The sequence below is a fragment of the Mesorhizobium sp. M1027 genome, from assembly GCF_040318745.1.
Lineage (GTDB): Bacteria > Pseudomonadota > Alphaproteobacteria > Rhizobiales > Rhizobiaceae > Mesorhizobium.
Genome location: NZ_JAMYMW010000009.1, coordinates 129545 through 153216 on the forward strand (window position 1 = coordinate 129545; position 23672 = coordinate 153216).

At 63.5% G+C, this 23672-nt stretch carries 22 protein-coding genes; 10 read left to right on the forward strand and 12 right to left on the reverse strand.

The features are described from left to right. Window positions 1–149: 149 nt before the first annotated feature. The 4 genes from NKH50_RS18710 to NKH50_RS18725 form a co-directional block, all read right to left on the reverse strand. On the reverse strand, window positions 150–1121 hold the full coding sequence (locus NKH50_RS18710) for an NAD-dependent epimerase/dehydratase family protein (protein WP_352880356.1): 972 nt from the start codon (window positions 1119–1121) through the stop codon (window positions 150–152). Between the two features lie 109 nt (window positions 1122–1230). Beyond that, on the reverse strand, window positions 1231–4689 hold the full coding sequence (smc, locus tag NKH50_RS18715; RefSeq protein WP_352880358.1) for a chromosome segregation protein SMC: 3459 nt from the start codon (window positions 4687–4689) through the stop codon (window positions 1231–1233). Window positions 4690–4806: 117 nt separating this feature from the next. Continuing rightward, on the reverse strand, window positions 4807–5535 hold the full coding sequence (locus tag NKH50_RS18720) for a DsbA family protein (protein WP_352688951.1): 729 nt from the start codon (window positions 5533–5535) through the stop codon (window positions 4807–4809). Between the two features lie 129 nt (window positions 5536–5664). Beyond that, complete coding sequence (locus NKH50_RS18725) at window positions 5665–6165, reverse strand: DUF721 domain-containing protein (protein ID WP_352807613.1); 501 nt, start codon at window positions 6163–6165, stop codon at window positions 5665–5667. A 49-nt stretch (window positions 6166–6214) separates the two neighbouring features. Here NKH50_RS18725 and mutY point away from each other — a divergent pair, with 49 nt between their 5' ends. Together mutY and NKH50_RS18735 are read left to right on the forward strand one after the other, a co-directional pair. Continuing rightward, a complete protein-coding gene (gene mutY, locus NKH50_RS18730; RefSeq protein ID WP_352880361.1) occupies window positions 6215–7327 on the forward strand; it encodes an A/G-specific adenine glycosylase in 1113 nt (370 codons plus the stop codon). An 11-nt stretch (window positions 7328–7338) separates the two neighbouring features. Then, window positions 7339–7950, forward strand: coding sequence for an HAD family hydrolase (locus NKH50_RS18735; protein WP_352645940.1), 612 nt, complete (start codon window positions 7339–7341; stop codon window positions 7948–7950). Between the two features lie 62 nt (window positions 7951–8012). Here the strand turns inward: NKH50_RS18735 and NKH50_RS18740 are convergent, their stop codons facing one another. After that, window positions 8013–9146, reverse strand: coding sequence for a site-specific DNA-methyltransferase (locus NKH50_RS18740; protein WP_352476683.1), 1134 nt, complete (start codon window positions 9144–9146; stop codon window positions 8013–8015). A gap of 181 nt (window positions 9147–9327) precedes the next feature. On the opposite strand from NKH50_RS18740, the gene NKH50_RS18745 reads away from it, so the two are divergent. Next, a complete protein-coding gene (locus tag NKH50_RS18745) occupies window positions 9328–10017 on the forward strand; it encodes an HAD family hydrolase (protein ID WP_352880363.1) in 690 nt (229 codons plus the stop codon). A 38-nt stretch (window positions 10018–10055) separates the two neighbouring features. Here the strand turns inward: NKH50_RS18745 and NKH50_RS18750 are convergent, their stop codons facing one another. Beyond that, window positions 10056–10754 (reverse strand): hypothetical protein, encoded by a 699-nt coding sequence (locus NKH50_RS18750; protein ID WP_352476682.1) that lies wholly within the window; start codon window positions 10752–10754, stop codon window positions 10056–10058. Window positions 10755–10882: 128 nt separating this feature from the next. Between NKH50_RS18750 and thrC the strand changes: the two genes are divergently transcribed. The 4 genes from thrC to NKH50_RS18770 are packed head-to-tail and all read left to right on the forward strand — an operon-like array spanning window position 10883 to window position 17091. Then, window positions 10883–12280: a threonine synthase gene (gene thrC, locus NKH50_RS18755; RefSeq protein WP_352880365.1), complete on the forward strand. Its 1398-nt coding sequence runs from the start codon at window positions 10883–10885 to the stop codon at window positions 12278–12280. A 14-nt stretch (window positions 12281–12294) separates the two neighbouring features. After that, window positions 12295–13587 carry a M16 family metallopeptidase gene (locus NKH50_RS18760; RefSeq protein ID WP_352476680.1) on the forward strand — a complete coding sequence of 431 codons (1293 nt, stop codon included), beginning with the start codon at window positions 12295–12297 and terminating at the stop codon, window positions 13585–13587. 15 nt (window positions 13588–13602) lie between these two features. After that, a complete protein-coding gene (locus NKH50_RS18765; RefSeq protein ID WP_254818464.1) occupies window positions 13603–14199 on the forward strand; it encodes a GNAT family N-acetyltransferase in 597 nt (198 codons plus the stop codon). A gap of 3 nt (window positions 14200–14202) precedes the next feature. Beyond that, window positions 14203–17091, forward strand: a complete 2889-nt coding sequence (locus tag NKH50_RS18770; RefSeq protein WP_302895658.1) for an EAL domain-containing protein — start codon at window positions 14203–14205, stop codon at window positions 17089–17091. Window positions 17092–17116: 25 nt separating this feature from the next. On the opposite strand, the gene NKH50_RS18775 is transcribed toward NKH50_RS18770, so the two are convergent. Next, window positions 17117–17725: a YqgE/AlgH family protein gene (locus NKH50_RS18775; RefSeq protein ID WP_352777207.1), complete on the reverse strand. Its 609-nt coding sequence runs from the start codon at window positions 17723–17725 to the stop codon at window positions 17117–17119. A gap of 147 nt (window positions 17726–17872) precedes the next feature. On the opposite strand from NKH50_RS18775, the gene NKH50_RS18780 reads away from it, so the two are divergent. The 3 genes from NKH50_RS18780 (at window position 17873) to NKH50_RS18790 (ending at window position 19890) form a co-directional block, all read left to right on the forward strand. Then, the gene (locus tag NKH50_RS18780) at window positions 17873–18679 is read left to right on the forward strand and encodes a protein-disulfide reductase DsbD domain-containing protein (protein WP_352880368.1); all 807 of its coding nucleotides are present in this window, start codon (window positions 17873–17875) and stop codon (window positions 18677–18679) included. Between the two features lie 82 nt (window positions 18680–18761). Beyond that, window positions 18762–19262: a peroxiredoxin gene (locus tag NKH50_RS18785; RefSeq protein WP_352688974.1), complete on the forward strand. Its 501-nt coding sequence runs from the start codon at window positions 18762–18764 to the stop codon at window positions 19260–19262. A 148-nt stretch (window positions 19263–19410) separates the two neighbouring features. Beyond that, window positions 19411–19890, forward strand: a complete 480-nt coding sequence (locus tag NKH50_RS18790; protein ID WP_352880371.1) for a DUF2938 domain-containing protein — start codon at window positions 19411–19413, stop codon at window positions 19888–19890. A gap of 18 nt (window positions 19891–19908) precedes the next feature. Here the strand turns inward: NKH50_RS18790 and rnhA are convergent, their stop codons facing one another. The 5 genes from rnhA to NKH50_RS18815 all read right to left on the reverse strand — a co-directional run bounded on the left by rnhA (window position 19909) and on the right by NKH50_RS18815 (window position 23663). Continuing rightward, window positions 19909–20448: a ribonuclease HI gene (gene rnhA, locus NKH50_RS18795; RefSeq protein WP_352701603.1), complete on the reverse strand. Its 540-nt coding sequence runs from the start codon at window positions 20446–20448 to the stop codon at window positions 19909–19911. Further along, the gene (locus tag NKH50_RS18800) at window positions 20445–21407 is read right to left on the reverse strand and encodes a homoserine kinase (protein ID WP_352645925.1); all 963 of its coding nucleotides are present in this window, start codon (window positions 21405–21407) and stop codon (window positions 20445–20447) included. Before NKH50_RS18800 ends, rnhA begins: the two co-directional genes overlap by 4 nt. Window positions 21408–21412: 5 nt before the next feature. Further along, window positions 21413–22417 carry a 4-hydroxy-3-methylbut-2-enyl diphosphate reductase gene (gene ispH, locus NKH50_RS18805; RefSeq protein ID WP_254818458.1) on the reverse strand — a complete coding sequence of 335 codons (1005 nt, stop codon included), beginning with the start codon at window positions 22415–22417 and terminating at the stop codon, window positions 21413–21415. A gap of 107 nt (window positions 22418–22524) precedes the next feature. Further along, window positions 22525–23280, reverse strand: coding sequence for an SURF1 family protein (locus tag NKH50_RS18810; protein WP_352880373.1), 756 nt, complete (start codon window positions 23278–23280; stop codon window positions 22525–22527). After that, the gene (locus NKH50_RS18815; protein ID WP_352645920.1) at window positions 23277–23663 is read right to left on the reverse strand and encodes a DUF983 domain-containing protein; all 387 of its coding nucleotides are present in this window, start codon (window positions 23661–23663) and stop codon (window positions 23277–23279) included. The genes NKH50_RS18810 and NKH50_RS18815 overlap by 4 nt, the downstream gene beginning before the upstream one ends. Window positions 23664–23672: the final 9 nt, after the last annotated feature.

A 23672-nucleotide genomic window follows, 5' to 3' on the forward strand; every position in this document is an offset into this window, starting at 1 on the left:
ATAGCCGTCATAAGCGCCTCAAAGGTTAATCGGATACCTTTCAGCGAGCATGTGGTTAACAGGATGTTAGGACAAAACGATGCTTTTGCGGACCGGCTTGTGCCCACTCCAGGTGTCCCGCTTGAAGGCGTCACGGCGAGTGGTGCAAATCACTGCTTCGAGTATGGCCGGTACCAGTCGACAAACTTCTTCAGCCCGTCCTCTATCGAAACGCTAGGCCTGAAGCCGAAATCCCGCTCCAGCGCGCTCATGTCGGCGTAAGTCTTCTCGACGTCGCTCGCCTGCATCGGCTCGTTGTGGCGGATTGCCTTGACCTTGAGCAGCCTTTCCAGAATGTCGATGAAGTCGCCCAGACGCACCGGCCGGTTGTTGCCGACATTGTAGAGCCTGTTCGGCGGAACGTCGGCTGCCGGCGGCTTGTCGAGCACGGCGACGACCGCCTTAACCACATCGTCTATGTAGGTGAAATCGCGCCACATTTCGCCATTGTTGAAAACCCGGATCGGTTTGCCCTCGAGCATCGCCCGGGTGAACATCCAATAGGCCATGTCGGGGCGGCCCCAGGGACCATAGACCGTGAAAAACCGCAGGCCGGTCTGCGATATGCCGAACAGATGGGCGTAGGTGTGGCTCATCAACTCATCGGTTTTCTTGGTGGCGGCGTAGAGCGAAACGGGCTTGTCGACCTGATCGGCTTCGCTGAACGGCACGCTGCGGTTGCCGCCATACACCGAGCTCGACGAGGCATAGACCAGATGCTCGAATGCCGGCTCGGCGCGACAGAATTCGAGCACTTCGAGGTGGCCCATGACATTGGAGCGGACATAGAGCCGCGGATTGTCGAGTGAGTGACGCACACCGGCCTGCGCGGCGAGATGCACGATCCTGACGATGCCTTGCCCGGCCAGAGCAGCCGCAAGCGCGCCCTGTTCGGCAATATCGAGCTGGTGGAACGAAAAATCCTTGCGGGGCAGAAGGCGGGCAAGCCGCCCCTTTTTGAGCGCCAGGTCGTAATAGTCGTTCATGTTGTCGACGCCGACGACCGCTTGTCCCCGGTCGAGCAGATAGTGGCAAACGTGACTGCCAATGAACCCCGCGGCACCGGTGACAAGTATAGGCAACAAGCTTCTCCACGCGCATAGCCGGGCCGGTATCTGGAGCGGCAGATCCGGCCCATTTCGTCGTGCTATAGTCGAAAGCCGAGGTGGAGACCACCATTAAGCTGATGCGTCAGCTTGCCTCGCGCATGGCTTCGGCCGCCTGCAGGTCAACCGACACCAGTTGGCTGACGCCTTGCTCGGCCATGGTTACCCCGAACAGCCGGTCCATGCGCGCCATGGTGATCGGGTTGTGTGTGATGATGACGAAGCGCGTTTCGGTGGTTGCGGCCATTTCGTCCATCAGATTGCAGAAGCGTTCGACATTGTGGTCGTCGAGCGGCGCGTCGACTTCGTCGAGCACGCAGATCGGCGCCGGATTGGTCAGGAACACGGCGAAGATCAGCGACATCGCCGTCAACGCCTGCTCGCCGCCCGACAGCAGCGTCATCGTCTGCGGCTTCTTGCCGGGCGGTCGCGCCAGGATCTCGAGCCCGGCTTCGAGCGGATCGTCGGACTCGATCAGTTGCAGCTCGGCGGTGCCGCCGCCGAACAGATGCGAAAACAGCCGTTGAAAATGGCCGTTGACCACCTCGAAGGCAGCGAGCAGCCGCTCGCGGCCTTCACGGTTCAGGCTGTGGATCGCCTGCCGCAGCTTCCGGATCGCCTCGATGATGTCGTCGCGTTCGGAGACGATGGTCTCCAGCCGGTCCGACAGTTCCTTCTGCTCTTCCTCGGCGCGCAAATTGACGGCGCCCAACCGTTCGCGCTCGACCTTCAGCCGGTCGAGCTGACGCTCGATCTCGGCCATTTCGGGCATCGGGCTGTCGGGTTCGAGGCCGGTGTGGCGGATCACCAGATGCGGCGGCGTGTTCAGCGTTTCCTGGATGCGCGCTTCGACTTCCAGCCGACGCTCGTCGGCGGCGGTCAGCCGCTCTTCGGCGCGAACACGCGTTTCGCGCGCTTCGGCGAGCGATTGGATGGCAGCGGTCGCAGCCTTGTCCAGCTCGGACTGCCGGTTCTCCGCTTCCTGCAAGCGGTCGCCGGCAGCCTTGCGCAGGCTTTCGGCCTCGGCGAGCTGCGACAGCAAGGCGCGCCGCTTGGCGTCGATCTCGTCGGGGGCGTCGGCCAGCCGCTCGCGCTCGGCCTCGGCCTCGGCCTTGCGTTCGCCGAGCGCTGCGATCTGCGTCGACGCGTTTTCGGCGCGCTCCACCCAGTTGCGCCGTTCCGCGCCGATGGCGTCGAGCCGGCGCGCACGTGCCTCGGCTTCCCGCTTCAGGCCCTCGTGAACGGCGCGCGCATCGGCAAGGGCGGCGCGGTCGCGGGCGACGTTGGCGGCCGACTGGTCGAGTTGCGACTGCAGATCGCCGAGATCGGGCGCGTCCTGCAGCAGCATTTCCGCCTCGACGAATGCTGTCGCCGTTTCCTCATGGCTGTCGACAATGCGGGCGCGCGCCTCGTCAAGTGCTGCACGCCGGCTCGACAGTTCGCCGCCGGCCTTTTCGGCCTCGGCCAGCGCATTGCGAGCGGCGTCCAGCCCGTGCTGGGCGTCGCGCCCGGCCTGTCGAGCGGAGCGTTCGGCTTCGCTCGCCTGGGCAAGCACCTGTTCGGCCCGGGCAAGAGCCTGTTCGGCGTCGCGCAGGATGCGGGTGGCATGGACGGCTTCGGCGTCGAGTTCGGCCAGCCGGTTTTTCTGCGCCAGCCGCTGCGCGGCAGCGGTCGGCGCATCGGCGCTGGCGGTAAAGCCGTCCCAGCGCCACAGCGCGCCTTCGCGGCTGACCAATCGCTGCCCGGGAGCAAGCAGCGTCTGCAGCCTTCTTCCGTCGGCGGCTTCGACAATGCCGATCTGGGCCAGCCGGCGGGCCAGCTGCGCCGGCGCGCGCACCACGCTGGCGAGGCTCTTTATGCCTTCGGGCAACGCGGCGTCGCCGGGCTGGATTTCGCTCTGGCCCCAATGCACCGGCGCGCTGCGGTCGAGCGGCACGTCGAGATCTTCGCCAAGTGCGGCACCCAGCGCCGTCTCGTAGCCGCGCTCGACGCTGATCTGCTCCAGTACCGAGGGAAACAAGTCGCCGCTCGCAGCATTGAGGATCTTGGCAAGCGTGCGGGCCTCGGTTTCGATCCGCGCCAGCTCGGCTTTTGCGTCCTGAACTGGTGGGCGGGCAGCACCTTCGCCCGCACGCGCCTCGGCGACCGCCCGTTCGGCTGCAATCGCTGCGGCCTCGGCCCCTTCGAGCAGTGCCAGCGCCTGTTCGACCAGCAGCCGCTTCTCGGCGGGATCGGGCAGGCCGGCGACCCTGGAGACAATCTCCGACAATTCGCGGTCGACATCGGCGAGCTGGCGGGCAAAGCGGTCGCGGCGCTCAGCGGCGTCGCGCAGCGTCCGTTCGATCTGGTTGCGCGAGGCGGCGGCCTCGGCCCGTTCGGCGGTCAGCGCGGCGAGCCTGGCCTCGCTCGAGGCAAGCGTCGATGCCGCCTGCTCGACAGCCGCGCGGGTGCTGGCCTCGCGCTCGGCGGCGCCGGCGTTTTCGACGTTGAGCACGGCTTCTTCGGCGGCGAGACGTTCGAGGATATCGGCATTGTCGCGGACCATGCGCTCCTCGCGGGCAAGGTCGCCATCAAGCTGTTGCAGTCGGCGGTCGAGCTCTGCCTGGCGGGCGCGGATGCGGCCTGCCTCTTCCTCGATCTGCGCCTTGGCGATCGACAGACGCTGGAAGGCTGCGGCGGCAGCGGCTTCGGCATCGCGCAGGTCCGGCAGCCGGTGGGCGTTGATGCCTTGTTCCCTGGCGGCAGCCATCTGGGCGGCGGCACGGTCGCCGACCAGCGCGGTGGCAATCGCCAGCGCCGAACGCGCTTCGCCTTCCTGCGTCTTGGCCAGCGTCCAGCGAAGATGCAGCAGCGTCGCTTCGGCCTTGCGGATGTCGGCCGACAGGTTCTTGAAGCGCGAGGCTTGGCGGGCCTGGCGTTTCAGGCTTTCGATCTGGCTTTCCAGCTCGCCGACGACGTCGTCCAGCCTTTCGAGGTTCTGTTCCGCCGCCTTCAGCCGCAGCTCGGCTTCGTGGCGCCGTGTGTGCAGGCCGGAAATTCCGGCTGCCTCTTCCAGCAGCGCGCGCCGCGCCTGCGGCTTTGCCTGGATCAGCTCGCCGATGCGGCCCTGCCCGACCATCGACGGCGAACGCGCGCCGGTCGACTGGTCGGCGAAGAGCAGCTGCACATCCTTGGCGCGGGCTTCCTTGCCGTTGATGCGGTAGAGCGAACCCGCCTCGCGTTCGATGCGGCGCGAAACCTGCAACTCGTCTGCATCATTGAAGGCCGAGGGCGCGCTACGGTCGCTGTTGTCGAGAAAAAGCGTGACTTCAGCGGTGTTGCGGGCCGGTCGTGTTCCGGAACCGGAAAAGATGACGTCGTCCATGCCGGACGCACGCATGTTCTTGTAGGAGCTTTCGCCCATAACCCAGCGCAGCGCCTCGACCAGGTTCGACTTGCCGCAGCCATTCGGCCCGACGATGCCGGTCAGGCCGCGTTCGATGACGAACTCGCCGGGTTCTACGAAGGATTTGAAGCCGAGCAGGCGAAGGCGCGAGAACTTCATTCGCGCCGGCCCATAGCCAAGTTTCGCAACACTGTTCCGGGGTTTTGCAAGGAGAACCCGCGGCAAAACAAAGAAGTGCGCACGCCGAAGCGATGCCGCTTCGGCGCTGCCGAAACGTCAGAGCAGAGGGTCGATGATGGCCGACATTTCCGCAATCGACATCGCCCCTTTGTAGGTCTTTCCGTTGATAAAAAAGGTCGGTGTGGAATCGACCTTGAATTCGTCGGCGCCGCGCTTCTGGACGGATCTCACATCGTCTAGAAGTTTCTGGTCCGTCAAGCAGGCCTCGAAGGACTCCTGTGTAAAACCGGCAAGCTTGGCGATTTGCAGCAGTGCGTCCTTGGTATTGTTCACACCAACCCAGTTGGCCTGCTGCCTGAACAGAACGTCGACCATCGGGAAATAGTTGTCCTTGGAGCAGCGCGCCAGCATGAAACCGGCCTCGGCGCTGGGATCGAACGGAAACTCGCGCAGGATGTAACGGGCCTTGCCGGTGTCGATATATTTCGTCTTCAGCTCCGGAAAAGTGGTCTCGGCGAAATGCGCGCAATGCGGGCAGGTCATCGATGCATATTCGACGATAGTGACCTTTGCATCGTCCTTGCCGAGCTGCATATCGGGCAGCGCGCCGGGCTTCAACAAGGCTGCCATATCCACCGTGCCCTGAGCTTCAGGCGCTTTGGCGGCGGCCGGAGCGGCCGGCTTCGCAGGTTCCGCCGGAGCCGCAGGTTTCACATCCTGCGCCTCGGCTTTCTCGCCCGAGTCGCTGCAGGCGGCAAGCAGGGCCGCCGCTGGTATTGCGGCCAGCGAAGTCAAAAGGTGTCTGCGGGACAAGGAACGAATCATACGAATCACCTGGCAATAGTTGGATTTTGCAATGCAAAGGCTACAAAAAGCGAGAGTTGGCGCGAATTAAGGCATTACCGCCCCTATTCCAATCGCCAAATCCGGGCATACCATCACGATAGCGCGAGATCACGGCTTCTTTTGACCAAGAATGGTGGCGCCAAGGCGCTCCAATGAGGCGCGCAGCCCGTCGTCCTCGATCAAACCGACAGTGCCCGACAGCTTCGCCTTCTCCGCCACGGTCAGCGGCCGCAAACTGGGTGTCGGCTTTTCCTTGCCCGCCATTACCGGCTTCTGCACGATCCTGATCCGGCCGATCGCATTGAAACCGAGAAACGCATTGACCCGGTTGATGATCTCGCCGGTCTCGTGCTGCAGATGCAGTGCCGCCACACCCTCGCAGGCAATTACCAGCACGGCCGGCTCGAACGGATCGTCCTCGTGCATGCGGCGCGGCCACTGGATCTTTTCCGGGCGCGAGCGGCCGGCAAGCCGCGGTCCGGCAATCTCTTCCCACGACTGGACCAGCCCGATCGACATGCCGGCCCGCTTGCGCAGCACCGGGTCGAGGATCTCGGTTGCGAGATCGCTCACCGGAACGGGATTGCCGAAGGGCCTTTTCCCTGCCATGTGCGTTCTCCAGCTTCAGCACCAGTGGATTAGGGCCGACCCTCGATCAATGGCACTGCACGACCAGACCCGCAAGGCCGTATCCGGAGACAATGGCGAGATCGCGTTCCGGCTGCTTGGCTGGTACGACGCGCATCACCGCGAGCTGCCGTGGCGCGTTCCGCCGCGTGCGCTGGCGGGCGGCGCCCAGCCCGATCCCTATCTCGTCTGGCTTTCCGAAGTGATGCTGCAGCAAACCACGGTCGAGGCGGTAAAATCCTATTTCCGGGCTTTCGTGCAGAAATGGCCAACTGTCGAGGCACTGGCGGCGGCACCGACCGAAGACGTCATGAAGGCCTGGGCCGGGCTCGGCTATTATTCCCGCGCCCGTAACCTCAAAGCCTGCGCCGATCTCGTCGCGCGGCAAGGCGGCCGCTTTCCGGACAGCGAGTCCGGCTTGAGGGAACTGCCCGGCATCGGCGCCTATACGGCGGCGGCGATCGCGGCGATCGCCTTCGACCGACCAGCCGCGGTCGTCGACGGCAATGTCGAACGGGTCGTCTCACGGCTGTATTCGATCGCCACGCCTCTGGGCGACGCCAAGGGCGAGATACGCGGCCAGGTCGAACGCATGGTTCCCCCGACAAGGCCCGGCGACTTCGCGCAGGCGATGATGGACCTGGGCGCGACGATCTGCACGCCGCGCCGGCCCCGCTGCATGCTCTGCCCCGTCAGGCAGGATTGCAGCGCCACAATCTCGGGCGGTCCCGAGCGCTTTCCGGTCCGCCTGCCCAAGGCCGAGAAACCCTTGCGCCGCGGCGCCGCCTTCGTCGCAGTCAGGGGCGACGGCGCCATCCTTTTGCGAAAGCGCGCGGATAAAGGCCTGCTGGGCGGCATGACCGAAGTGCCGACGACCGGCTGGACCGCGCGGATCGATGGCGCCACCACGGCGGCGGCAGCCCCGTTCCCCGGTGACTGGCGGCAGGCCGGACGCATCGGCCATATCTTTACCCATTTTGCGCTTGAACTCGACGTGTTCAAGGCGGAGACCGACAGCGTCGGCCCGGCCGGGCATTTCTGGTCGCTGGCCCATGAAATTTCCGGGGAGGCGCTGCCGAGCGTCATGAAAAAGGTAATCGAAGCGGCGATACCGGGCGCGACGAAGAAGCAGCGGCCGCATTGAAAGAGAGAAGAATGTCCGAAATCCGGCACATCGTTTTCGACATCGGCAAAGTGCTGATCCACTATGATCCGAACCTGCCGTTCAGCCGCTTGATCCCCGATCCCGACGAACGGAAATGGTTCTTCGACAATGTCTGCACGCACGACTGGAACATCGAGCAGGATCGCGGCCGCAGTTGGGAAGAGGCCGAAGCGCTGGCGATCGCTCAATATCCCGACCATGCCGAAAACATCCGCAATTTCCGCCGGCACTGGCACGAGATGGTGCCTCATGCCTATGAGGACAGCGTCGCCATCATGATCGGGCTGATCGAGAGCGGCCACGACGTGACGATGCTGACCAATTTCGCGGCCGATACGCTTGCCGAGGCCCGCGAGCGGTTCGATTTCCTCAATAGGCCGCGCGGCGTGACCGTGTCGGGCGACATCCGCCAGATCAAGCCGGATCGCGCCATCTACGATCACCACGTCGCCGCGTTCGGCCTCGATCCGGCAGCCACGCTGTTCATCGACGACAGCCAGAAGAATGTCGACGGTGCCAAGGCGGCCGGTTGGCAGGCTGTGCTGTTCACCGATGCAAAGACGCTCAGGGCGGACCTTGAGCGCCTTGGGATCAAAGTGTGATTTGAATCGCTTCCAGAGGTTGGGTGAGCCTTCGCATAACCGATCTGTCGCAGCTTGGAGCCTCAGGCCCCTGCCCGCTCCATGCCCAGGCGGGCAATGCGGCGAAGCTCGTCGATTGGGGTCAGGCCGCCGCTGCGCTCATAATGCCAGAAGGTCCATCCGTTGCAAGCGTCCAGCCCCTGCACGTGTGCGCCGATCTTGTGGATCGACCCGGCACTGTCGCCGATCGCCAGCGTGCCATCGGCACGCACTTTTGCCGCCCAGCGCTTCTTGGCGTCGTAGAGCGTGGCGCCGGGCGCCACCAAGCCATTGTCGAGAAGCGTGACGAATGCGACGCGCGGCTCAGCCCGCTTGCCGGTCAGCACCGTCAAATTGGCGCCTTCCAGCGGCCGGACCGCATCGATACGTTCCATGGCGGCATCGATATAGGCCTGCTCACGCTCGATGCCGACGAAGTGGCGGCCAAGCCGCTTGGCCACAGCCCCGGTGGTACCTGAACCGAAGAAGGGGTCGAGCACGATGTCGCCCGGCCTGGTCGATGCCGTCATGACGCGGGCAAGCAACGCTTCCGGCTTCTGCGTCGGATGCAATTTGTCACCATTGTCGTTCTTCAGACGCTCGCCGCCGGTGCAGATCGGAAATAGCCAGTCGGAACGCATCTGAATGTCGTCATTCGACGCCTTCAGCGCCTCGTAGTTGAATGTGTAACCCTTGCCCTTTTGGTCGCGCGATGCCCAGATCATCGTCTCATGCGCGTTCTGGAAACGGCGGCCACGGAAATTGGGCATTGGATTGGTCTTGCGCCAGACGACGTCGTTGAGGATCCAGAAGCCCAGGTCCTGCATCTTGGCGCCGACCCTGAAAATATTGTGGTAGGAGCCGATGACCCAGATCGTGCCGTTGGGCTTCAACACGCGGCGCGCCGCTAGCAGCCAGGCGCGGGTGAAGGCGTCGTAGGCCTCAAAACTGTCGAACTGGTCCCAATGGTCGTCGACGGCATCGACCTTGGATTGGTCGGGCCGATGCAGATCGCCATCGAGCTGCAGATTGTAAGGCGGATCGGCAAAGATCACGTCGATCGACTTTTCCGGCAGCCGTTCGAGCGCGGCGACGCAGTCGCCCTTCAGGATCGTATCCAGCCACTCGGATTGCTGGGGAGCATCGGAAAGGTCGTCGAGAAGACGCACGGCAGACATTGTGACACCCAAGGCACGCGTTACTGTTTACTGTCCGTTATGGTTACCGATCAGCGTAAATATTCAGTGAAGCAGCACGCCGAATTTGCGAAGCCCGGCCTGTTGGTGTATGCCGCGCCGCCTGAGCCGTTTTGACCAAAGGCCCTCTCGGCATTCCCCTCATCCCGCTTCCCGGATCACCATGCCCCAGCCAGATCTTGTCATCTTCGATTGCGACGGCGTGCTCGTCGATTCCGAAATCATCGCCGCGCGTATCGATGCCGAGCTTTTGACCTCGGCCGGCTACGAGATATCGGCCGAGGAGATTTCCGAGGTCTATGCCGGGCTGACTTTCAAGGACATCATGATGCGGGTCGAGGAAAAGTCCCGGATCCCGTTCCAGGCCTCCCTGATCGACAAGGAGGAACAGCTTGTCGATCGTAGGCTGCGCAGCGACGTGCGTGCCATCGACGGAGCGCACGAAGCTGTCGCCGCGGTAGCAGTGCCGCGCTGCGTCTGTTCGAATTCGCGTTCTGAGCGGATCGAATTCATGCTGGAGAAGGTGCAGCTTTTGCCGTTCTTTGCCGGCCGGATCTTTTCCTCGCTGGAAACCCCGACCGGGAAAACCAAGCCGGCGCCGGACGTGTTTCGGTTCGCCGCGGAAAAGCTCAAGGCCGGTCCTGCGAACACCTTTGTCATCGAGGATTCGGTGCATGGCGTCACCGGCGCCAAGACGGCGGGAATGCGTGTCATCGGCTTTACCGGCGCGGCGCACAGCTATCCCGGCCACGCCGATGCGCTGACCGAGGCCGGCGCGGAAACGGTCATCCGCCGCTGGGCGGAACTGAAAAGCGTGATCGCCGCGCTGTCGGAATGGTCGGCGGACGCGTGAGAGGCCGCCTCCAGCCGCCGTGGCGCGAATGCAGCGGCTTAGTTGGTCGCGGCGGCTTTCTTCTTCCTCGGCTTGTCTGTCGCTACTTTCGGAGCGCCCTCGTCATACCCGGCATATGCCTGGTAGTCCTTCGCCGTCGGCTCCGGAACGACGACGTTGGAATCGGTGAAGACGAACTGCGTGGCACTCGAAGGATCGGTAACCTGGACCTGATAGGAGTGAAGCTGCGAATAGAGAACTTCGGTGCCGTGCATCACCGCGATGCGGATCGGCATGGTGATGGTCCCGGGGGTGAACATCGGGCCAGGCACGACCTTGCCGGCGACGGCTATCTTCATCGACAAGGAGCCGTTGGCGCGGCTGCAGTCGCGGGTCACATCGGTGATCGAAGCCTGATAGATGATCTTGGCGGAATCGTCCGGCTGATCGACGCCAGCCGCGTCCGCTGCCGGCTGCGCGGCTTCCTCGGCGGCAACATCGGTTTTTTTCTTCGGCTTCGGACCGCTCTTGGCGTAGGTATTGAAGAAAGCGGTGCCGTCACGCAACGTCACTTTCGGGCAATAGGCCTGCAGCTGGCTGGAAAGCACCTTGGGATCGGGTGGCGGTGGCGGCGTCGTGTCCTTCTTGCCGAAGCCGAGAATACCATTGTCGCTCGATTGGCAGCCTGCGGCGGCAAGCATAAAGCCGGCGAGCCCCAGACCCGCGACAAAACGACCGTTGAATGAATGAAACGCCATGAACTGCACTTCCCTCTCGCAAAGCCGGTGACGTATATCAACCGCGCGGCAAAAATGCGACTGAGCCAGCGCAGAAATCCACCACCTCGCGGCGGGCCAAAATTCCCGGCAGCAATGGAACCGTAACGATGCAATATGTGAGTACCCGCGGGGAAGCGCCCGCGCTGGGATTTTCCGACGCGGTGCTGGCCGGACTGGCGCGCGACGGCGGGCTCTACCTGCCGAGCGCCTGGCCGCATTTTTCCGCAGCCGAGATCCGCGCCATGCGCGGCCTTGCGTATCCCGATCTTGCCATCCGGGTGCTGTCGCCGTTCCTCGGCGGCGAGATCGCGGCGCCGGTGTTCGAACGGCTGGTGCGCGAAGCCTATGCGAGCTTCCGCCATGAGGCCGTCTGCCCGCTGGTGCAGACCGGGCCGAACAGCTTCGTGCTCGAGCTCTTCCATGGCCCGACGCTCGCGTTCAAGGACGTGGCGATGCAGCTTCTTGCACGGCTGATGGACTATGTGCTGGCCGAGCGCGACCAGCGCGCCACCATTGTCGGCGCCACCTCCGGCGACACCGGAGGGGCCGCCATCGATGCCTTTGCCGGGCGCAACCGCACCGACATCTTCGTGCTTTTCCCGCATGGCCGCGTCTCGCCGGTACAGCAGCGGCAGATGACGACCTCGACCGCCGCAAACGTCCATGCGTTGGCGATCGAAGGTAATTTCGATGACTGCCAGGGCCTGGTGAAGGACATGTTCAACGACCACGGTTTTCGCGACCGGGTATCGCTGTCGGGCGTCAATTCGATCAACTGGGCCCGCATCATGGCCCAGATCGTCTATTATTTCTCCTCCGCGCTGTCGCTCGGCGCGCCCGACAGACCGGTTTCCTTCACCGTGCCGACCGGCAATTTCGGCGACATCTTTGCCGGCTATGCCGCCAAGAAGATGGGGCTGCCGATCGAACGGCTGATCATCGCCACCAACGACAACGATATTCTGGCGCGCACGCTGGCGACCGGCGAATACCGCATGAAGGGGGTTTTTTCGACCACGTCGCCCTCGATGGACATCCAGGTGTCTTCGAACTTCGAACGCTTGCTGTTCGAAGCGTCCGGCCGCGATGCCTCGACCGTGCGGCGCTACATGAACGGGCTCAAGCAGTCCGGCGCCTTCACCATCGAGGCTGGCGAAATCGCCAAGATCCGCTCCGAATTCGACGCCGGCCGCGCCACCATGGACGAGGTCGCCGCCACTATCCGCACCACACTAGCGGCGAGCGGCTATCTGCTCGACCCGCATACGGCCGCGGCCGTGCATGTGGCCGCCGGCAAGGCTGCGGGTGAGGTGCCGATGGTGGTGCTGGGCACTGCGCACCCGGCAAAGTTTCCCGCCGCCGTCGAAGCCGCCAGCGGCGTGTCGCCTGCCCTGCCTGCATGGCTAGGCGGGTTGATGAGCGCCGAGGAAAAATACACGGTACTTCCATCCGACCTGAAAATGGTGGAAGATTATCTCTGCCGCCACACGCGGGCGGCGCGTTAGGGAGTAATTGCCATATGGGTGTTGAGGTAAGCCGTCTGTCGAACGGCCTGACAGTCGCCACCGAAACCCTTCCAAGCCTCGAATCTGTTGCCCTTGGCGCCTGGGTCAAGTCGGGCGCACGCAACGAGCGTGACGAAGAGCACGGAATGGCGCACTTGCTCGAGCACATGGCTTTCAAGGGCACCAGGCGGCGAAGCGCCTTCGAGATTGCCTCGGAGATCGAGGACGTCGGCGGTGAGATCAATGCCGCCACCAGCGTCGAGACGACCTCCTATTATGCAAGGGTTCTTAGCGACGACGTGCCGCTGGCGGTCGATATTCTTTCCGACATCCTGCAGGACTCCGAATTCGATCCGCAGGAGTTGGAACGAGAGCAGCATGTGATTTTGCAGGAGATCGGCGCCGCGCACGATACGCCCGACGACGTCGTTTTCGATCACTTTACCGAGACCGCCTTTCGCCACCAGACTATCGGCCGCTCGATTCTCGGCACGCCGGAAACCGTCAAATCCTTCACTTCGAAGCAGTTGCACGACTTCATCGAGCGACAGTACGGTGCCGAGAACATGGTGATGGTGGCGGCCGGCGATATCAAGCACGACGATTTCGTGCGGGAGGTCGAAAAGCGGCTCGGCAGCTTCCGCGGCAAGGCCGACGGCACCATCCCGCAATATGCGCAGTATGTCGGCGGCGATTTTCGCGAGGACCGCGACCTGATGGACGCCCAGATCGTGCTGGGTTTCGAGGGCCGCGCCTATCACGTCCGCGATTTCTATGCCTCCCAGGTCCTGTCGATGATCCTGGGCGGCGGCATGTCGTCGCGACTTTTCCAGGAAGTCCGCGAAAAACGCGGCCTGTGCTATTCGGTCTATGCCTTCCATTGGGGTTTTTCCGACACCGGCGTCTTCGGGGTCCATGCCGCGACCGGACAAAGCGATATTGCCGAGCTGGTGCCTGTGATCATCGACGAGCTGCAAAAGGCCGGCGAAAACATCCTGCAGGAGGAGCTTGACCGGGCGCGTGCCCAGTACCGCGCCGGGCTGATCATGTCGGCCGAGAGCCCGGCCAGCCGCGCCTCGCAGATCGCCAGGCAGTTGCTTCTGTTCGGCAGGCCGATCGCCAAGGAAGAGCTGATGGAGCGCCTGTCGGCGTTGACTGTCGAGCGGCTGACGGATCTGTCGTCCCGGCTTTTTTCGACCAAGCCGACGCTTACAGCTGTCGGGCCGGTGGGTACGCTCGCGCCCTACGAGGCGATCCTCGATTCGCTTTCGGGCACGCAGACCACTGCCCGTAAGCTTGCCGTCTAAGCCCATTCGAGCATCGTGTTCGCGCTCCCTTTCTTTCGCCGCGACCTGCCGGCACTGAAGGGCGAGCTGGTCACGCTGCGCGTGCCGCTGACCAACGACTATCGCGAGTGGTCGGTGCTGCGCAGTGAAAGCCGCGCCTTCCTCGAGCCGTGGGAGCCGCGATGGACCCCTGACGAGCTCGACCGCACGGCGTGGCGGCACCGTATCGGCCGCTACCGCGAGGACTACGCGCAGGGGACGGCGATCGCCTTCTTCATCTTCGAGAAAAGCAGCGGCAAGCTGGCCGGCGGTATCACCCTCGGCAATATCCGCCACGGGGTCGCCCAAAGCGGCCATATCGGCTACTGGATCGGCGAGCGCTTCAGCGGACGCGGGCTGATGACCGATGCCGTCAAGGTGGTGACGCGTTTCGCCTTCGAAACGCTGCGGTTGCACCGGATCGAAGCTGCCTGTATCCCCGATAATGCCCGGTCGATCCGCGTGCTTGAAAAAGCCGGATTCCGGCGCGAAGGACTGCTACGATCCTATCTCAGGATCAACGGCATCTGGCAGGACCATTACCTATACGCCCGAATCGCGGACGATCCGCCGGGCGTTGGAACAAAGGACTGATTTTTGACGAATTTTCTGCGCAACGGGTCGCTGCTTGCCTTTATGCTGGCGGCAATCGTCACGCTCTGCGCGGCATCGTCGGCGTTTGCGGTCGAACCGATCAAGATCGCCCGCGACGACGTGGCGCTCGACCTTTCGGGTGCCGTCGCAATCTACCGCAACCAGGGCGAGAATTTCCAGGTCTCGACGGCACCCGGCCCGGACGGCATCGTACGGCGCATCGAGGTCGAGGCCAATGACGCGCGCTCGACCGGCGACTGGGCGGTGTTCGCGCTCGCTAACACCACCGACCAGCAGCTCGACAGGCTGATTGTCGCACCGCATTTCCGGCTGGTGAATTCCGGCCTGTTTTGGCCGGATCTCGGCTCGACCCGTATCGCTGCGATCACGCCCAGCGAAGGCTTTGCGCTCGACCGCCAGACCAGCCCCGACGCCGACGTGTTCCGGGTGACGTTGAACCCCGGAACGGTGATCACCTTCATCGCCGAGCTCGCCTCGCCCAAGCTGCCGCAGGTCTATCTGTGGGATCCTGAATCCTACAAGGACTCGGTCAATTCCTACACGCTGTTTCGTGGCATCGTCATCGGCATCGCCGGCCTGCTGGCGCTGTTCCTGACCATTCTTTTCGTCGTCAAGGGGACCTCGATGTTCCCGGCGACGGCGGCCCTTGCCTGGGCGGTGCTTGCGTATATCTGCGTCGATTTCGGCTTTCTTAACAAGATCATAGAAATATCCCCGGGCAACGAGCAGATGTGGCGCGCCGGAACGGAGGTGGCGCTTGCGGCGACCTTCGTGGTGTTCCTGTTTGCCTATCTCAACCTCAACCGGTGGCACGGCCATTTCAGCTACGGCGCGCTGGTCTGGATTCTCGGGCTGGTGCTGATCGCCGGCGTCGCCATCATCGATCCGGCGGTTGCCGCCGGCATTGCCAGGCTGTCCTTCGCCGCCACCGCACTGACCGGGCTCGGCCTGATCATCTTCCTCGGTATCCGCGGTTACGACCGCGCCATCATGCTCGTGCCCAGTTGGGTGATGGTTCTGCTGTGGCTATGCGGATCGTGGATGGCGATCACCGGCATGCTGGACAACGATATCGCCCAGCCGGCGCTGGGCGGCGGGCTGATCCTCATCATCCTGCTGATCGGCTTCACGGTGATGCAGCACGCTTTTGCTGGCGGCGCCCTGCATCAGGGCCTGTTCTCCGATCTCGAGCGGCAGGCGCTGGCGGTTGCCGGATCGGGCGATACTGTGTGGGACTGGGACGTGCTGCGCGACCGGGTCGTCACTCGTCCCGACGTCAGCATTCAGCTCGGCCTTGCTCCCAACAGTCTCGGCGGTCCCGCCCGCAACTGGCTGCCGGTGCTGCATGCCGACGACCGCGACACGTTTCGCACGACGCTCGACGTGGTGCTCGAGCACCGGCGTGGCCGGGTGTCGCAAAACTTCCGCCTGCGCGGCGCCGACGGGCACTATCACTGGTTTGCGCTGCGCGCCCGGCCGGTGATCGGCTCGGACGGCGAGGTCATCCGCTGCGTCGGCACCATGGTCGACGTGACGGAGCAGAAGAAGTCCGAGGAACGGCTGCTGCACGACGCCGTGCACGACAATCTGACCGGCTTGCCCAACCGCGAGCTGTTCATGAACCGGCTGGAGGCGATCATTTCGATCGCCCGCACCGAAGAGAAGGTGCGCCCGACCGTCTTCGTCATCGACATCGATCGCTTCAAGCAGGTCAATGACGGGCTCGGCATCTCGGCCGGCGATACCATCCTTTTGACCATAGCGCGGCGGCTGCACCGGCTGCTCAAGCCGAAGGATTCGCTGTCGCGCTTTGCCGGCGACCAGTTCGCGCTGATGCTTTTGTCGGAGCAGGATCCGGCTCGCATCGCGGCCATTGCCGATGCCATCAAGCACGCCATCAACAACCCGATCACCTTCGCCAAGCGCGAGATCGTGCTGACCGCCTCGATCGGTCTGATCACCTGGACGTCCACGCAGACCTCGGCCGAGGACATGGTCAAGGATGCCGAGCTTGCCATGCATCAGGCCAAGCGCTTCGGCGGCGACAGGATCGAGCCGTTCCGGCCCGCCTTCCGCACCGTCGGCACCGACCGGCTGCAGTTCGAGTCCGACCTGCGCCGCGCCATCGAGCGACGCGAATTCACGCTTGCCTATCAGCCGATCGTGCGGCTGGAGGACGGCAGCGTTGCCGGCTTCGAAGCGTTGCTGCGCTGGGACCATCCGCGGCGCGGCATGATCCCGCCGGCGGATTTCATTCCGGTTGCCGAAAACTGCGGCCTGATCGTGCAGCTTGGGCTGTTCGCCATGCAGCAGGCTGCCGAAGACCTGGCCGGATGGCAAAAGCAGATCGGCGATGCGCCGCTGTCGGTCTCGGTCAATCTGTCCAGCCGTCAGCTCATCCGCCGCGACCTGGTCAGCGACGTCCGCTCGGTGATCGCGCGAGCCAACCTGAAACCGCGCTGCTTCCGGCTCGAACTCACCGAATCGCTGGTGATGGACAATCCCGAGCAGACCGCCCATGTGCTGACCAAGCTGAAGCAGCTTGGCATTGGCCTGTCGCTGGACGATTTCGGCACCGGCTACTCATCGCTGGCCTATCTGACGCGCTTTCCATTCGACACCATCAAGATCGACAAGAGCTTCGTCGACGACGCGACGCCGAAACGCGCGGTGCTGCTCAAATCGATGGTCAACATGGCGCATGAGCTCGGCCTGTCGGTCGTTGCCGAAGGCATTTCGGACGAAAGCGATGCGCTGGAGCTACGGCAGATGGGCTGCGAATACGTGCAGAGCTTCATGTTCGGCGCGCCGATGCCCGGCGACCAGGTGCTGAAGACGCTGAAGGAACAGTATCCGCTCACTCAAGCGTGACAAGTTTCTGGGACGTGATGAGGGCTCAGGCGTGACCGGCAGCCAGGCTGAGATGCGCGAGATCGATGCCGATCGAGGCAAGGATCCGGTCGTATTTGCGGTCGATGTCGGCGTCGAACAGAAGCTCGGCACTTGCCGGGCAAGTCAGCCATCCATTCTCGGCGATCTCGTTTTCAAGCTGGCCCGCACCCCAGCCGGCATAGCCGAGAGCCATCAGCGCCCGCCGGGGTCCGCGGCCGGAGGAGATGGCGCGCAAAATGTCGACGGTCGCGGTCAGGCAGACGTCGTCGGACACGGCGAGCGAGGATTCCACCCGGTAGTCGCCCGAATGTAGAACGAAGCCGCGGCTGCGATCCACCGGTCCGCCATTGCGCACGACAAAGTCGCGCGCCGGCGCCGGCAGACGGATCGCCTCCATCTCATTCATGATGCCAAGTTGCACGAGCAGGTCCGGAAACAGCATCTGCTGCGTCTGGTTGATGATCAGCCCCATCGCACCTTCGTCGCTGTGCGCGCAAATGTAGATGACAGAGCGCGTGAAGCGGTCGTCCTTCATGCCGGGCATGGCAATCAGGAACTGATCGTCGAGAAAGCCGGGTCCTGCGGCCGTCCTTTTATGGCGCAACAAATCCATGGCCACAGCGTAACGCGTTTCCGGGGCGTCGAAAAGATGGGCGGCGCCCGATTTGATCAGGCTCAAAAGCCGAAGGTCACGCAAATATGATGCCGGCGGCGTCATGAAATCATTGCGCGGCCATCAACGGACGATCAAATCATCGCCATGCAAAGCTTGAAAATCCTGCTGCTTGGTGTGGCCATTGGATCGGCGACCGGCTTCCCCGCCTCAGCCTCCTCGTCGGCCTGGTACAACAGCGAAGGCGGCAGGGTGCGGCTGGTAACAAGCGGCAAAGCCGACGAGGCCGGACGTCTCCAGGGCGTCCTCGACATTGCGCTGAAGCCCGGCTGGAAAACCTATTGGCGCGATCCGGGCGATGCGGGCGTGCCGCCACAGATCGACGTCTCGGCCAGCACCAACATTGCCGACGCGACGCTTTCGTTTCCGCCGCCGCAGCGCCACGATGACGGCTATGGCAAATGGGCCGGCTACGACCACCCGGTTTCGTTACCGGTGACGTTTACGCTTGCCGCGCCCGGCCAGCCGGCCGTCATCGATGCGGACATTTTCCTCGGCATCTGCGAAACCATCTGCATCCCGGTGCAAACAAGACTGACCGTCGATCCCGGCGCCGATCCGGACAACGCCGAGGACGCGGCACTGGTCAAGGCAGGCCTTGCCACCCTGCCCGCCACGGCAACGCCCGATTTCGGCATAAACGTACTGCCGGGCGACCACGAAACGCTGATTGTCGAAGCGAGCTTTCCGGGCAGCCCCGAGCGCGCCGACTTCTTCGTTGCCGGCGAACGCGATTACATGTTCGGTGCCCCGGCACGCAGTGTAAAGGATGGCAAGCTGATCTTTACTGTGCCGATCCTCGACAGGCCGTCGACAACGCCAACCGATGGCGGCCTGCACTACACACTGACAAGTGCCGCAGGCGCGGTCGAAGGCCTGTTGCCATTCCCGTGATGCCAACGTCTGGACGGTTGCCGGGCGCGCCTTAATTCGCTATCGCAAGGACACTCCCTTCCATTTCCAAACGAGGACCATCATGACGATCTCCGTTGGCGACAAACTGCCCGATGCGACCTTCAAGACAATGACCGCCGACGGTGCAAAGCCGATCACGACGGGCGAGATATTCTCAGGAAAGACGGTGGTGCTGTTTGGCGTTCCAGGCGCTTTCACGCCGACCTGCAGCAACAATCATCTGCCCGGCTACCTGGACAATTACGACGCCATCCTGGCGCGCGGCGTCGACACTATCGCCGTTGTCTCGGTCAACGATGTTCACGTCATGGGGGCTTGGGCCCGCTTCAGCGGCGGTGAAGGCAAAATCCTTTATCTTGCCGATGGCAATGGCGATTTCGCCAAATCGGTCGGCCTCGACGCCGACCTCTCCAGCGGCGGCATGGGGCTGCGCTCGAAGCGTTTTTCGATGATCGTCGAGGACGGCAAGGTCACCGCACTCAATGTCGAGACAAAGCCCGGCGTCGATGAGTCCGGTGCGGCTCACATTCTCGGACAGCTTTCCGTCCTGGCGACAGCTTAGGCCTGGGACGGCGGCGGGGCGCCTTCTAGCGCTCAACGTCCAAAGGACGCTGACTTTTGCATCGGCGCATGATCCTTCCGAAAGCCGACCCGGTTTTCGGGGCCATGTGTCGGCCCTTCGGGACTGCTTGCTTTTGGGGACCTCGATTATGTCTGACATCTTGTGGCGCAGCGTCGCGATCGGCATCGGCGCAACCGCGCTTATGGATGTCTGGGCGATTTTCCTGAGCAAGGCCTTTGCCCAACCGCGGCCGAACTGGGGGCTGGTCGGCCGCTGGGTCTGGCATCTCCGGGAAGGCAAGGTCTTCCATGACGACATTGGCAAGGCCTCGCCCTACCCGCATGAATCAGTACTTGGCTGGGCCTTTCATTATGCTGTCGGCATCGTCTACGGCATCATACTGGTCGTGCTGGCCGGGACGGCCTGGCTCACCGCGCCGACCTTCCTGCCGGCCTTTATCCTCGGCATCGTCACCGTCGGCGCCGGGTGGTTTCTGCTGGCGCCCGGCATGGGCGCCGGCTGGGCCGCTTCGAAGCGGCCCAATCCGATGCAGGTCCGCGCCCTCAATCTTGTGTCGCATACGGTGTTTGCCATCGGACTGTTCGGCACCGCCCTCCTGATCCGCTGACACGCCAGTTCAACCGGATCAATAACTCTGGGTCGAGCGCCGAACCTTCTTGGCCGCCGATTGCCTGGACTGGGTGCCTTCCTTCGGCGGCTCGGACGCGAGCACGGGTTTCGCCGACTTCGTCTTGAATGGCGCCATGCCGAGCCGCGCCAATTCGTCGGCGCGCTCGTTCTCAGGATGGCCGGCATGGCCCTTGACCCAATGCCAGGTGACCTGATGGCGGTTGCGCGCCGCGTCGAGCTGCTGCCACAGCTCGGCATTCTTCACCGGCTGCCGGGCGGCGGTCTTCCAGCCGTTGCGCTTCCAGCCATCGATCCAACCGAAAATGCCGTCCTTGACGTAGTTGCTGTCGGTATAAAGGTCGACGACGCAAGGCTCCTTGAGCGCGTTGAGCGCCGAGATCGCCGCCAACAACTCCATGCGGTTGTTGGTGGTCAGAGCCTCGCCACCATGGAGCTCCTTGATGGCGCCGTTGAAGCGCAGGATTGCGCCCCAGCCGCCAGGCCCGGGATTGCCCGAACAGGCACCATCGGTGAAGATTTCAACGCGCTTGGTCATGTCAGTCCATATTCGGAAGGAGAGTTGATCGCCCGGTGGAAGCGCATCCGGCGAATATACTCGGTCGGGTCGCGTTTCATCACCAGCCCGCCGTCCGGAACCGTCAGCCAGTCGTAGAGCCGGGTCAGCATGAAGCGCAGCGCCGAGCCGCGCGCCAGCATCGGCAGCGCAGCTTTCTCGTCACTGCTCAACGGCCGCACGCTTTGGTAGCCGGCAAGCAGCGCCGTGCCCTTGGTCAGATTGAAGGAAAAATCCTTCTCGAAGCACCAGGCGTTCAGGCACGTGGCAACGTCATAGGCGTAGAGGTCGTTGCAGGCGAAATAGAAGTCGATCAGCCCGGACAGTTTCTCGCCGAGGAAGAACACATTGTCCGGGAAAAGATCGGCATGGATGATGCCTTGCGGCAGACCGTCCGGCCAGTTCCGCTCGAAATCGGCGAAATCGGCATCGACCTCGGCCGCCAGTCCCGGCTCGACCTCGTCGGCGCGGGCGCGGGCGGCATTCCACAGCTTGCGCCAGCCATCGATGGCAAGCGCGTTGGGGCGGGTCATCGGAAAATCCGCGCCGGCGAGATGCAGTGCCGCCAGCGCCTTGCCGACCTCGCCGCAATGCGCAGCCGTCGGCCGCCGCAGCGACAGGCCTTCGAGAAAGGTGATGATGACCGCCGGCCGACCGGCAAGTGTTCCGATCACACCGCCATCATGTGCGGTGACCGGGAGCGGACACGAAATGCCCTTTCTGGCGAGGTGAGCCATAAGGCCGAGAAAGAACGGCAGGTCAGCCTTGTCGACGCGCTTCTCGTAAAGCGTCAGGATGTAGGAGCCGCTGCTGGTGTGCAGCAGAAAATTCGAGTTTTCGGTGCCTTCGGCGATGCCCTTGTAGGACAGGAGGTCGCCGACCGGATAGTTCTTGAGGAATGCGCCGAGCTCGCCCTCGTTGACGTCGGTATAGACCGCCATCGTTGTTACGCGGCCCCGTTGACGAAGGCCATGTCGGCAGCCGTCAGTTCGACATCGCGCAACACCCGCATCACCGGAAAGTCCTCCGTCTCCGTCGCCGTTACGGCCAGCTCGATGGTCACGTCGAAGCGCTGCCTGAACGCATCGACGATCTCGTCGACGATGATCTCCGGCGCCGAGGCGCCCGCCGACAGGCCGAGCGTCGAAATGCCGGCAATCTCATTCCACGGAATTTCGGACGCGCGCTGCACGAGAAGCGACATCGAGGCGCCAGCGCGCTCGGCCACTTCGACCAGGCGCCGCGAGTTGGAGGAGTTAGGTGCGCCGACAACGAGGAAGAGATCGGCGCCGGCCGCTGTTTCCTTGACCGCTTCCTGGCGATTGGTGGTGGCATAACAGATCGATTCCGCCGCCGGCGCGTGCAGCTCGGGAAAACGCTGCTGCAGGGCGCGAATGATACCGGCGGTGTCCTCGACCGACAGCGTCGTCTGGGTCACGAAGCCGAGCGCCTGCGGGTCTGCAGGCACGAAGCTTGCGGCGTCGGCTTCGGTCTCGATCAGAGTGACCGCGCCATCCGGCAACTGGCCCATTGTGCCGATCACCTCGGGATGCCCAGCATGGCCGATCAAAAGCACGTGGCGGCCAAGCCGCTGATGGCGCATTGCCTGCTTGTGGACTTTCGAAACCAGCGGACAAGTCGCGTCGAGATAGAAGAGGTTGCGCGACTGGGCGTCGGCCGGCACCGATTTCGGCACGCCATGCGCCGAAAAGACGACCGGGCTCTGGCGATGCTCGGGCGGGATTTCGGAGAGCTCCTCGATGAACACCGCGCCGAGGCTTTGCAGCCCTTCGACGACGTAGCGGTTGTGCACGATCTCGTGGCGGACATAGACCGGCGCGCCGTATTTCTTCAGCGCCAGCACGACGATCTGGATGGCACGGTCGACGCCGGCACAGAAACCGCGCGGCTGGCAAAGCCGGATGGTCAGCGGTGGCTTTGTGTGAAGCATGATTGCATCTTACGCTGATTGTAGGCCGGTTGATCGGACTGTGACTTCTGAGCTCTAGGCGCGAAATGAGGTGCGCGGCCCTGCCCTGTCAAGGGTAGTGGCGGCGATCATTGGTCTTTCGCCGGGCGGCGGAGCCAGGAGATAAGGACACCGGCAAGGGCGGCGGCAAGGCCGTACCAGGTTATCGCATATTGCAGATGGCTGTTCGGCAGGTCGATGACGGTGACGCCGCCGACCGGCAGCCCGCCGGGGTTGGGCGTGGCGTTCGCATCGATGAAGATCGGCACCAGCGCCGCACCTGCCGGCAGGCCGGCGCTCGAGGCCATCGCATCACGATCCTTCCAGTAGAAGATGTTCTTCTGCGGATCATTGTCGGGAAGCATCATCGAGGGCCTGGCCGGCAGCGGGTTGCGGGCGAGCCCCGTCACCGTCACTTCGCCCGTTACCTGCCCCTGCGGCCGCTTGGCTGGGTCCTTGAAATCGTAAGGCACGAAGCCGCGGTTGATCAGTACGAAACGGCCATCGTCGAGTTGCAGCGGCGTGAAGACATCGAAACCGGACTGGCCTTCCCAGGTGGCGAGGAAATGCCGCTCGCCTTGATGCAGGAAAGTGCCGGTCACCGTTACCGGCGTGTAGTCCACGTCGCGGGTGGCAGCAAACCGCTTTTCGACCTCGGCCAATGGCACGGGCGCCGAATGCGTGCGCTGGTCTATCGTCTCGAGAAGGCCCTCTTTCCAGTGCAGGCGCTGAACCTGCCAGGTGCCGAGCGCCAGCAGGATCAAAAACACGATGATACCCAGGCCGAGCGCCAATGCGCGCTTGGGCCGCGACCGGCCGGCCACCAAACCTGATGCCTCGCTCATTCGCCGCGGTCCAGTCGGCCCTCGGCCGCCTTGTTGCGGTATTGCAGCGTCAGCAGCACGCCCTTGATCAGCCGGAGCGCCGCCAGGCAAAGCACCAGCGTCAGCGGAATCCACAGCAACAGATGCAGCCAGAGCGGCGGATTGAGCGTCACCTCCGTCCACAACGCCAGGCCGACGACGATGAAGCCGATGATCAGGATAACGAACACCGCCGGCCCGTCGCCGGCATCGGCGAAGGAATAATCGAGGCCGCAATTGGTGCAGCGATTGCCAACCGTGAGGAATCCAGAAAACAGCTTGCCCTCGCCGCAGCGCGGGCAGCGGCCATGCAGGCCGGCCGAGATCGGGTCGATTGGTGGCCAGATCGCCTTGTCGTCGCTCATCGGATCATC

Excerpts from the sequence above, each read along its gene's own strand:
- smc (WP_352880358.1), bottom strand. The coding sequence starts at position 4,689 with ATGAAGTTCTCGCGCCTTCGCCTGCTCGGCTTCAAATCCTTCGTAGAA.
- NKH50_RS18720 (WP_352688951.1), bottom strand. The coding sequence starts at position 5,535 with ATGATTCGTTCCTTGTCCCGCAGACACCTTTTGACTTCGCTGGCCGCA.
- NKH50_RS18725 (WP_352807613.1), bottom strand. The coding sequence starts at position 6,165 with ATGGCAGGGAAAAGGCCCTTCGGCAATCCCGTTCCGGTGAGCGATCTC.
- mutY (WP_352880361.1), top strand. The coding sequence starts at position 6,215 with ATGGCACTGCACGACCAGACCCGCAAGGCCGTATCCGGAGACAATGGC.
- NKH50_RS18735 (WP_352645940.1), top strand. The coding sequence starts at position 7,339 with ATGTCCGAAATCCGGCACATCGTTTTCGACATCGGCAAAGTGCTGATC.
- NKH50_RS18740 (WP_352476683.1), bottom strand. The coding sequence starts at position 9,146 with ATGTCTGCCGTGCGTCTTCTCGACGACCTTTCCGATGCTCCCCAGCAA.
- NKH50_RS18745 (WP_352880363.1), top strand. The coding sequence starts at position 9,328 with ATGCCCCAGCCAGATCTTGTCATCTTCGATTGCGACGGCGTGCTCGTC.
- NKH50_RS18750 (WP_352476682.1), bottom strand. The coding sequence starts at position 10,754 with ATGGCGTTTCATTCATTCAACGGTCGTTTTGTCGCGGGTCTGGGGCTC.
- thrC (WP_352880365.1), top strand. The coding sequence starts at position 10,883 with ATGCAATATGTGAGTACCCGCGGGGAAGCGCCCGCGCTGGGATTTTCC.
- NKH50_RS18760 (WP_352476680.1), top strand. The coding sequence starts at position 12,295 with ATGGGTGTTGAGGTAAGCCGTCTGTCGAACGGCCTGACAGTCGCCACC.
- NKH50_RS18775 (WP_352777207.1), bottom strand. The coding sequence starts at position 17,725 with ATGGATTTGTTGCGCCATAAAAGGACGGCCGCAGGACCCGGCTTTCTC.
- NKH50_RS18780 (WP_352880368.1), top strand. The coding sequence starts at position 17,873 with ATGCAAAGCTTGAAAATCCTGCTGCTTGGTGTGGCCATTGGATCGGCG.
- NKH50_RS18785 (WP_352688974.1), top strand. The coding sequence starts at position 18,762 with ATGACGATCTCCGTTGGCGACAAACTGCCCGATGCGACCTTCAAGACA.
- NKH50_RS18790 (WP_352880371.1), top strand. The coding sequence starts at position 19,411 with ATGTCTGACATCTTGTGGCGCAGCGTCGCGATCGGCATCGGCGCAACC.
- rnhA (WP_352701603.1), bottom strand. The coding sequence starts at position 20,448 with ATGACCAAGCGCGTTGAAATCTTCACCGATGGTGCCTGTTCGGGCAAT.
- NKH50_RS18800 (WP_352645925.1), bottom strand. The coding sequence starts at position 21,407 with ATGGCGGTCTATACCGACGTCAACGAGGGCGAGCTCGGCGCATTCCTC.
- ispH (WP_254818458.1), bottom strand. The coding sequence starts at position 22,417 with ATGCTTCACACAAAGCCACCGCTGACCATCCGGCTTTGCCAGCCGCGC.
- NKH50_RS18810 (WP_352880373.1), bottom strand. The coding sequence starts at position 23,280 with ATGAGCGAGGCATCAGGTTTGGTGGCCGGCCGGTCGCGGCCCAAGCGC.
- NKH50_RS18815 (WP_352645920.1), bottom strand. The coding sequence starts at position 23,663 with ATGAGCGACGACAAGGCGATCTGGCCACCAATCGACCCGATCTCGGCC.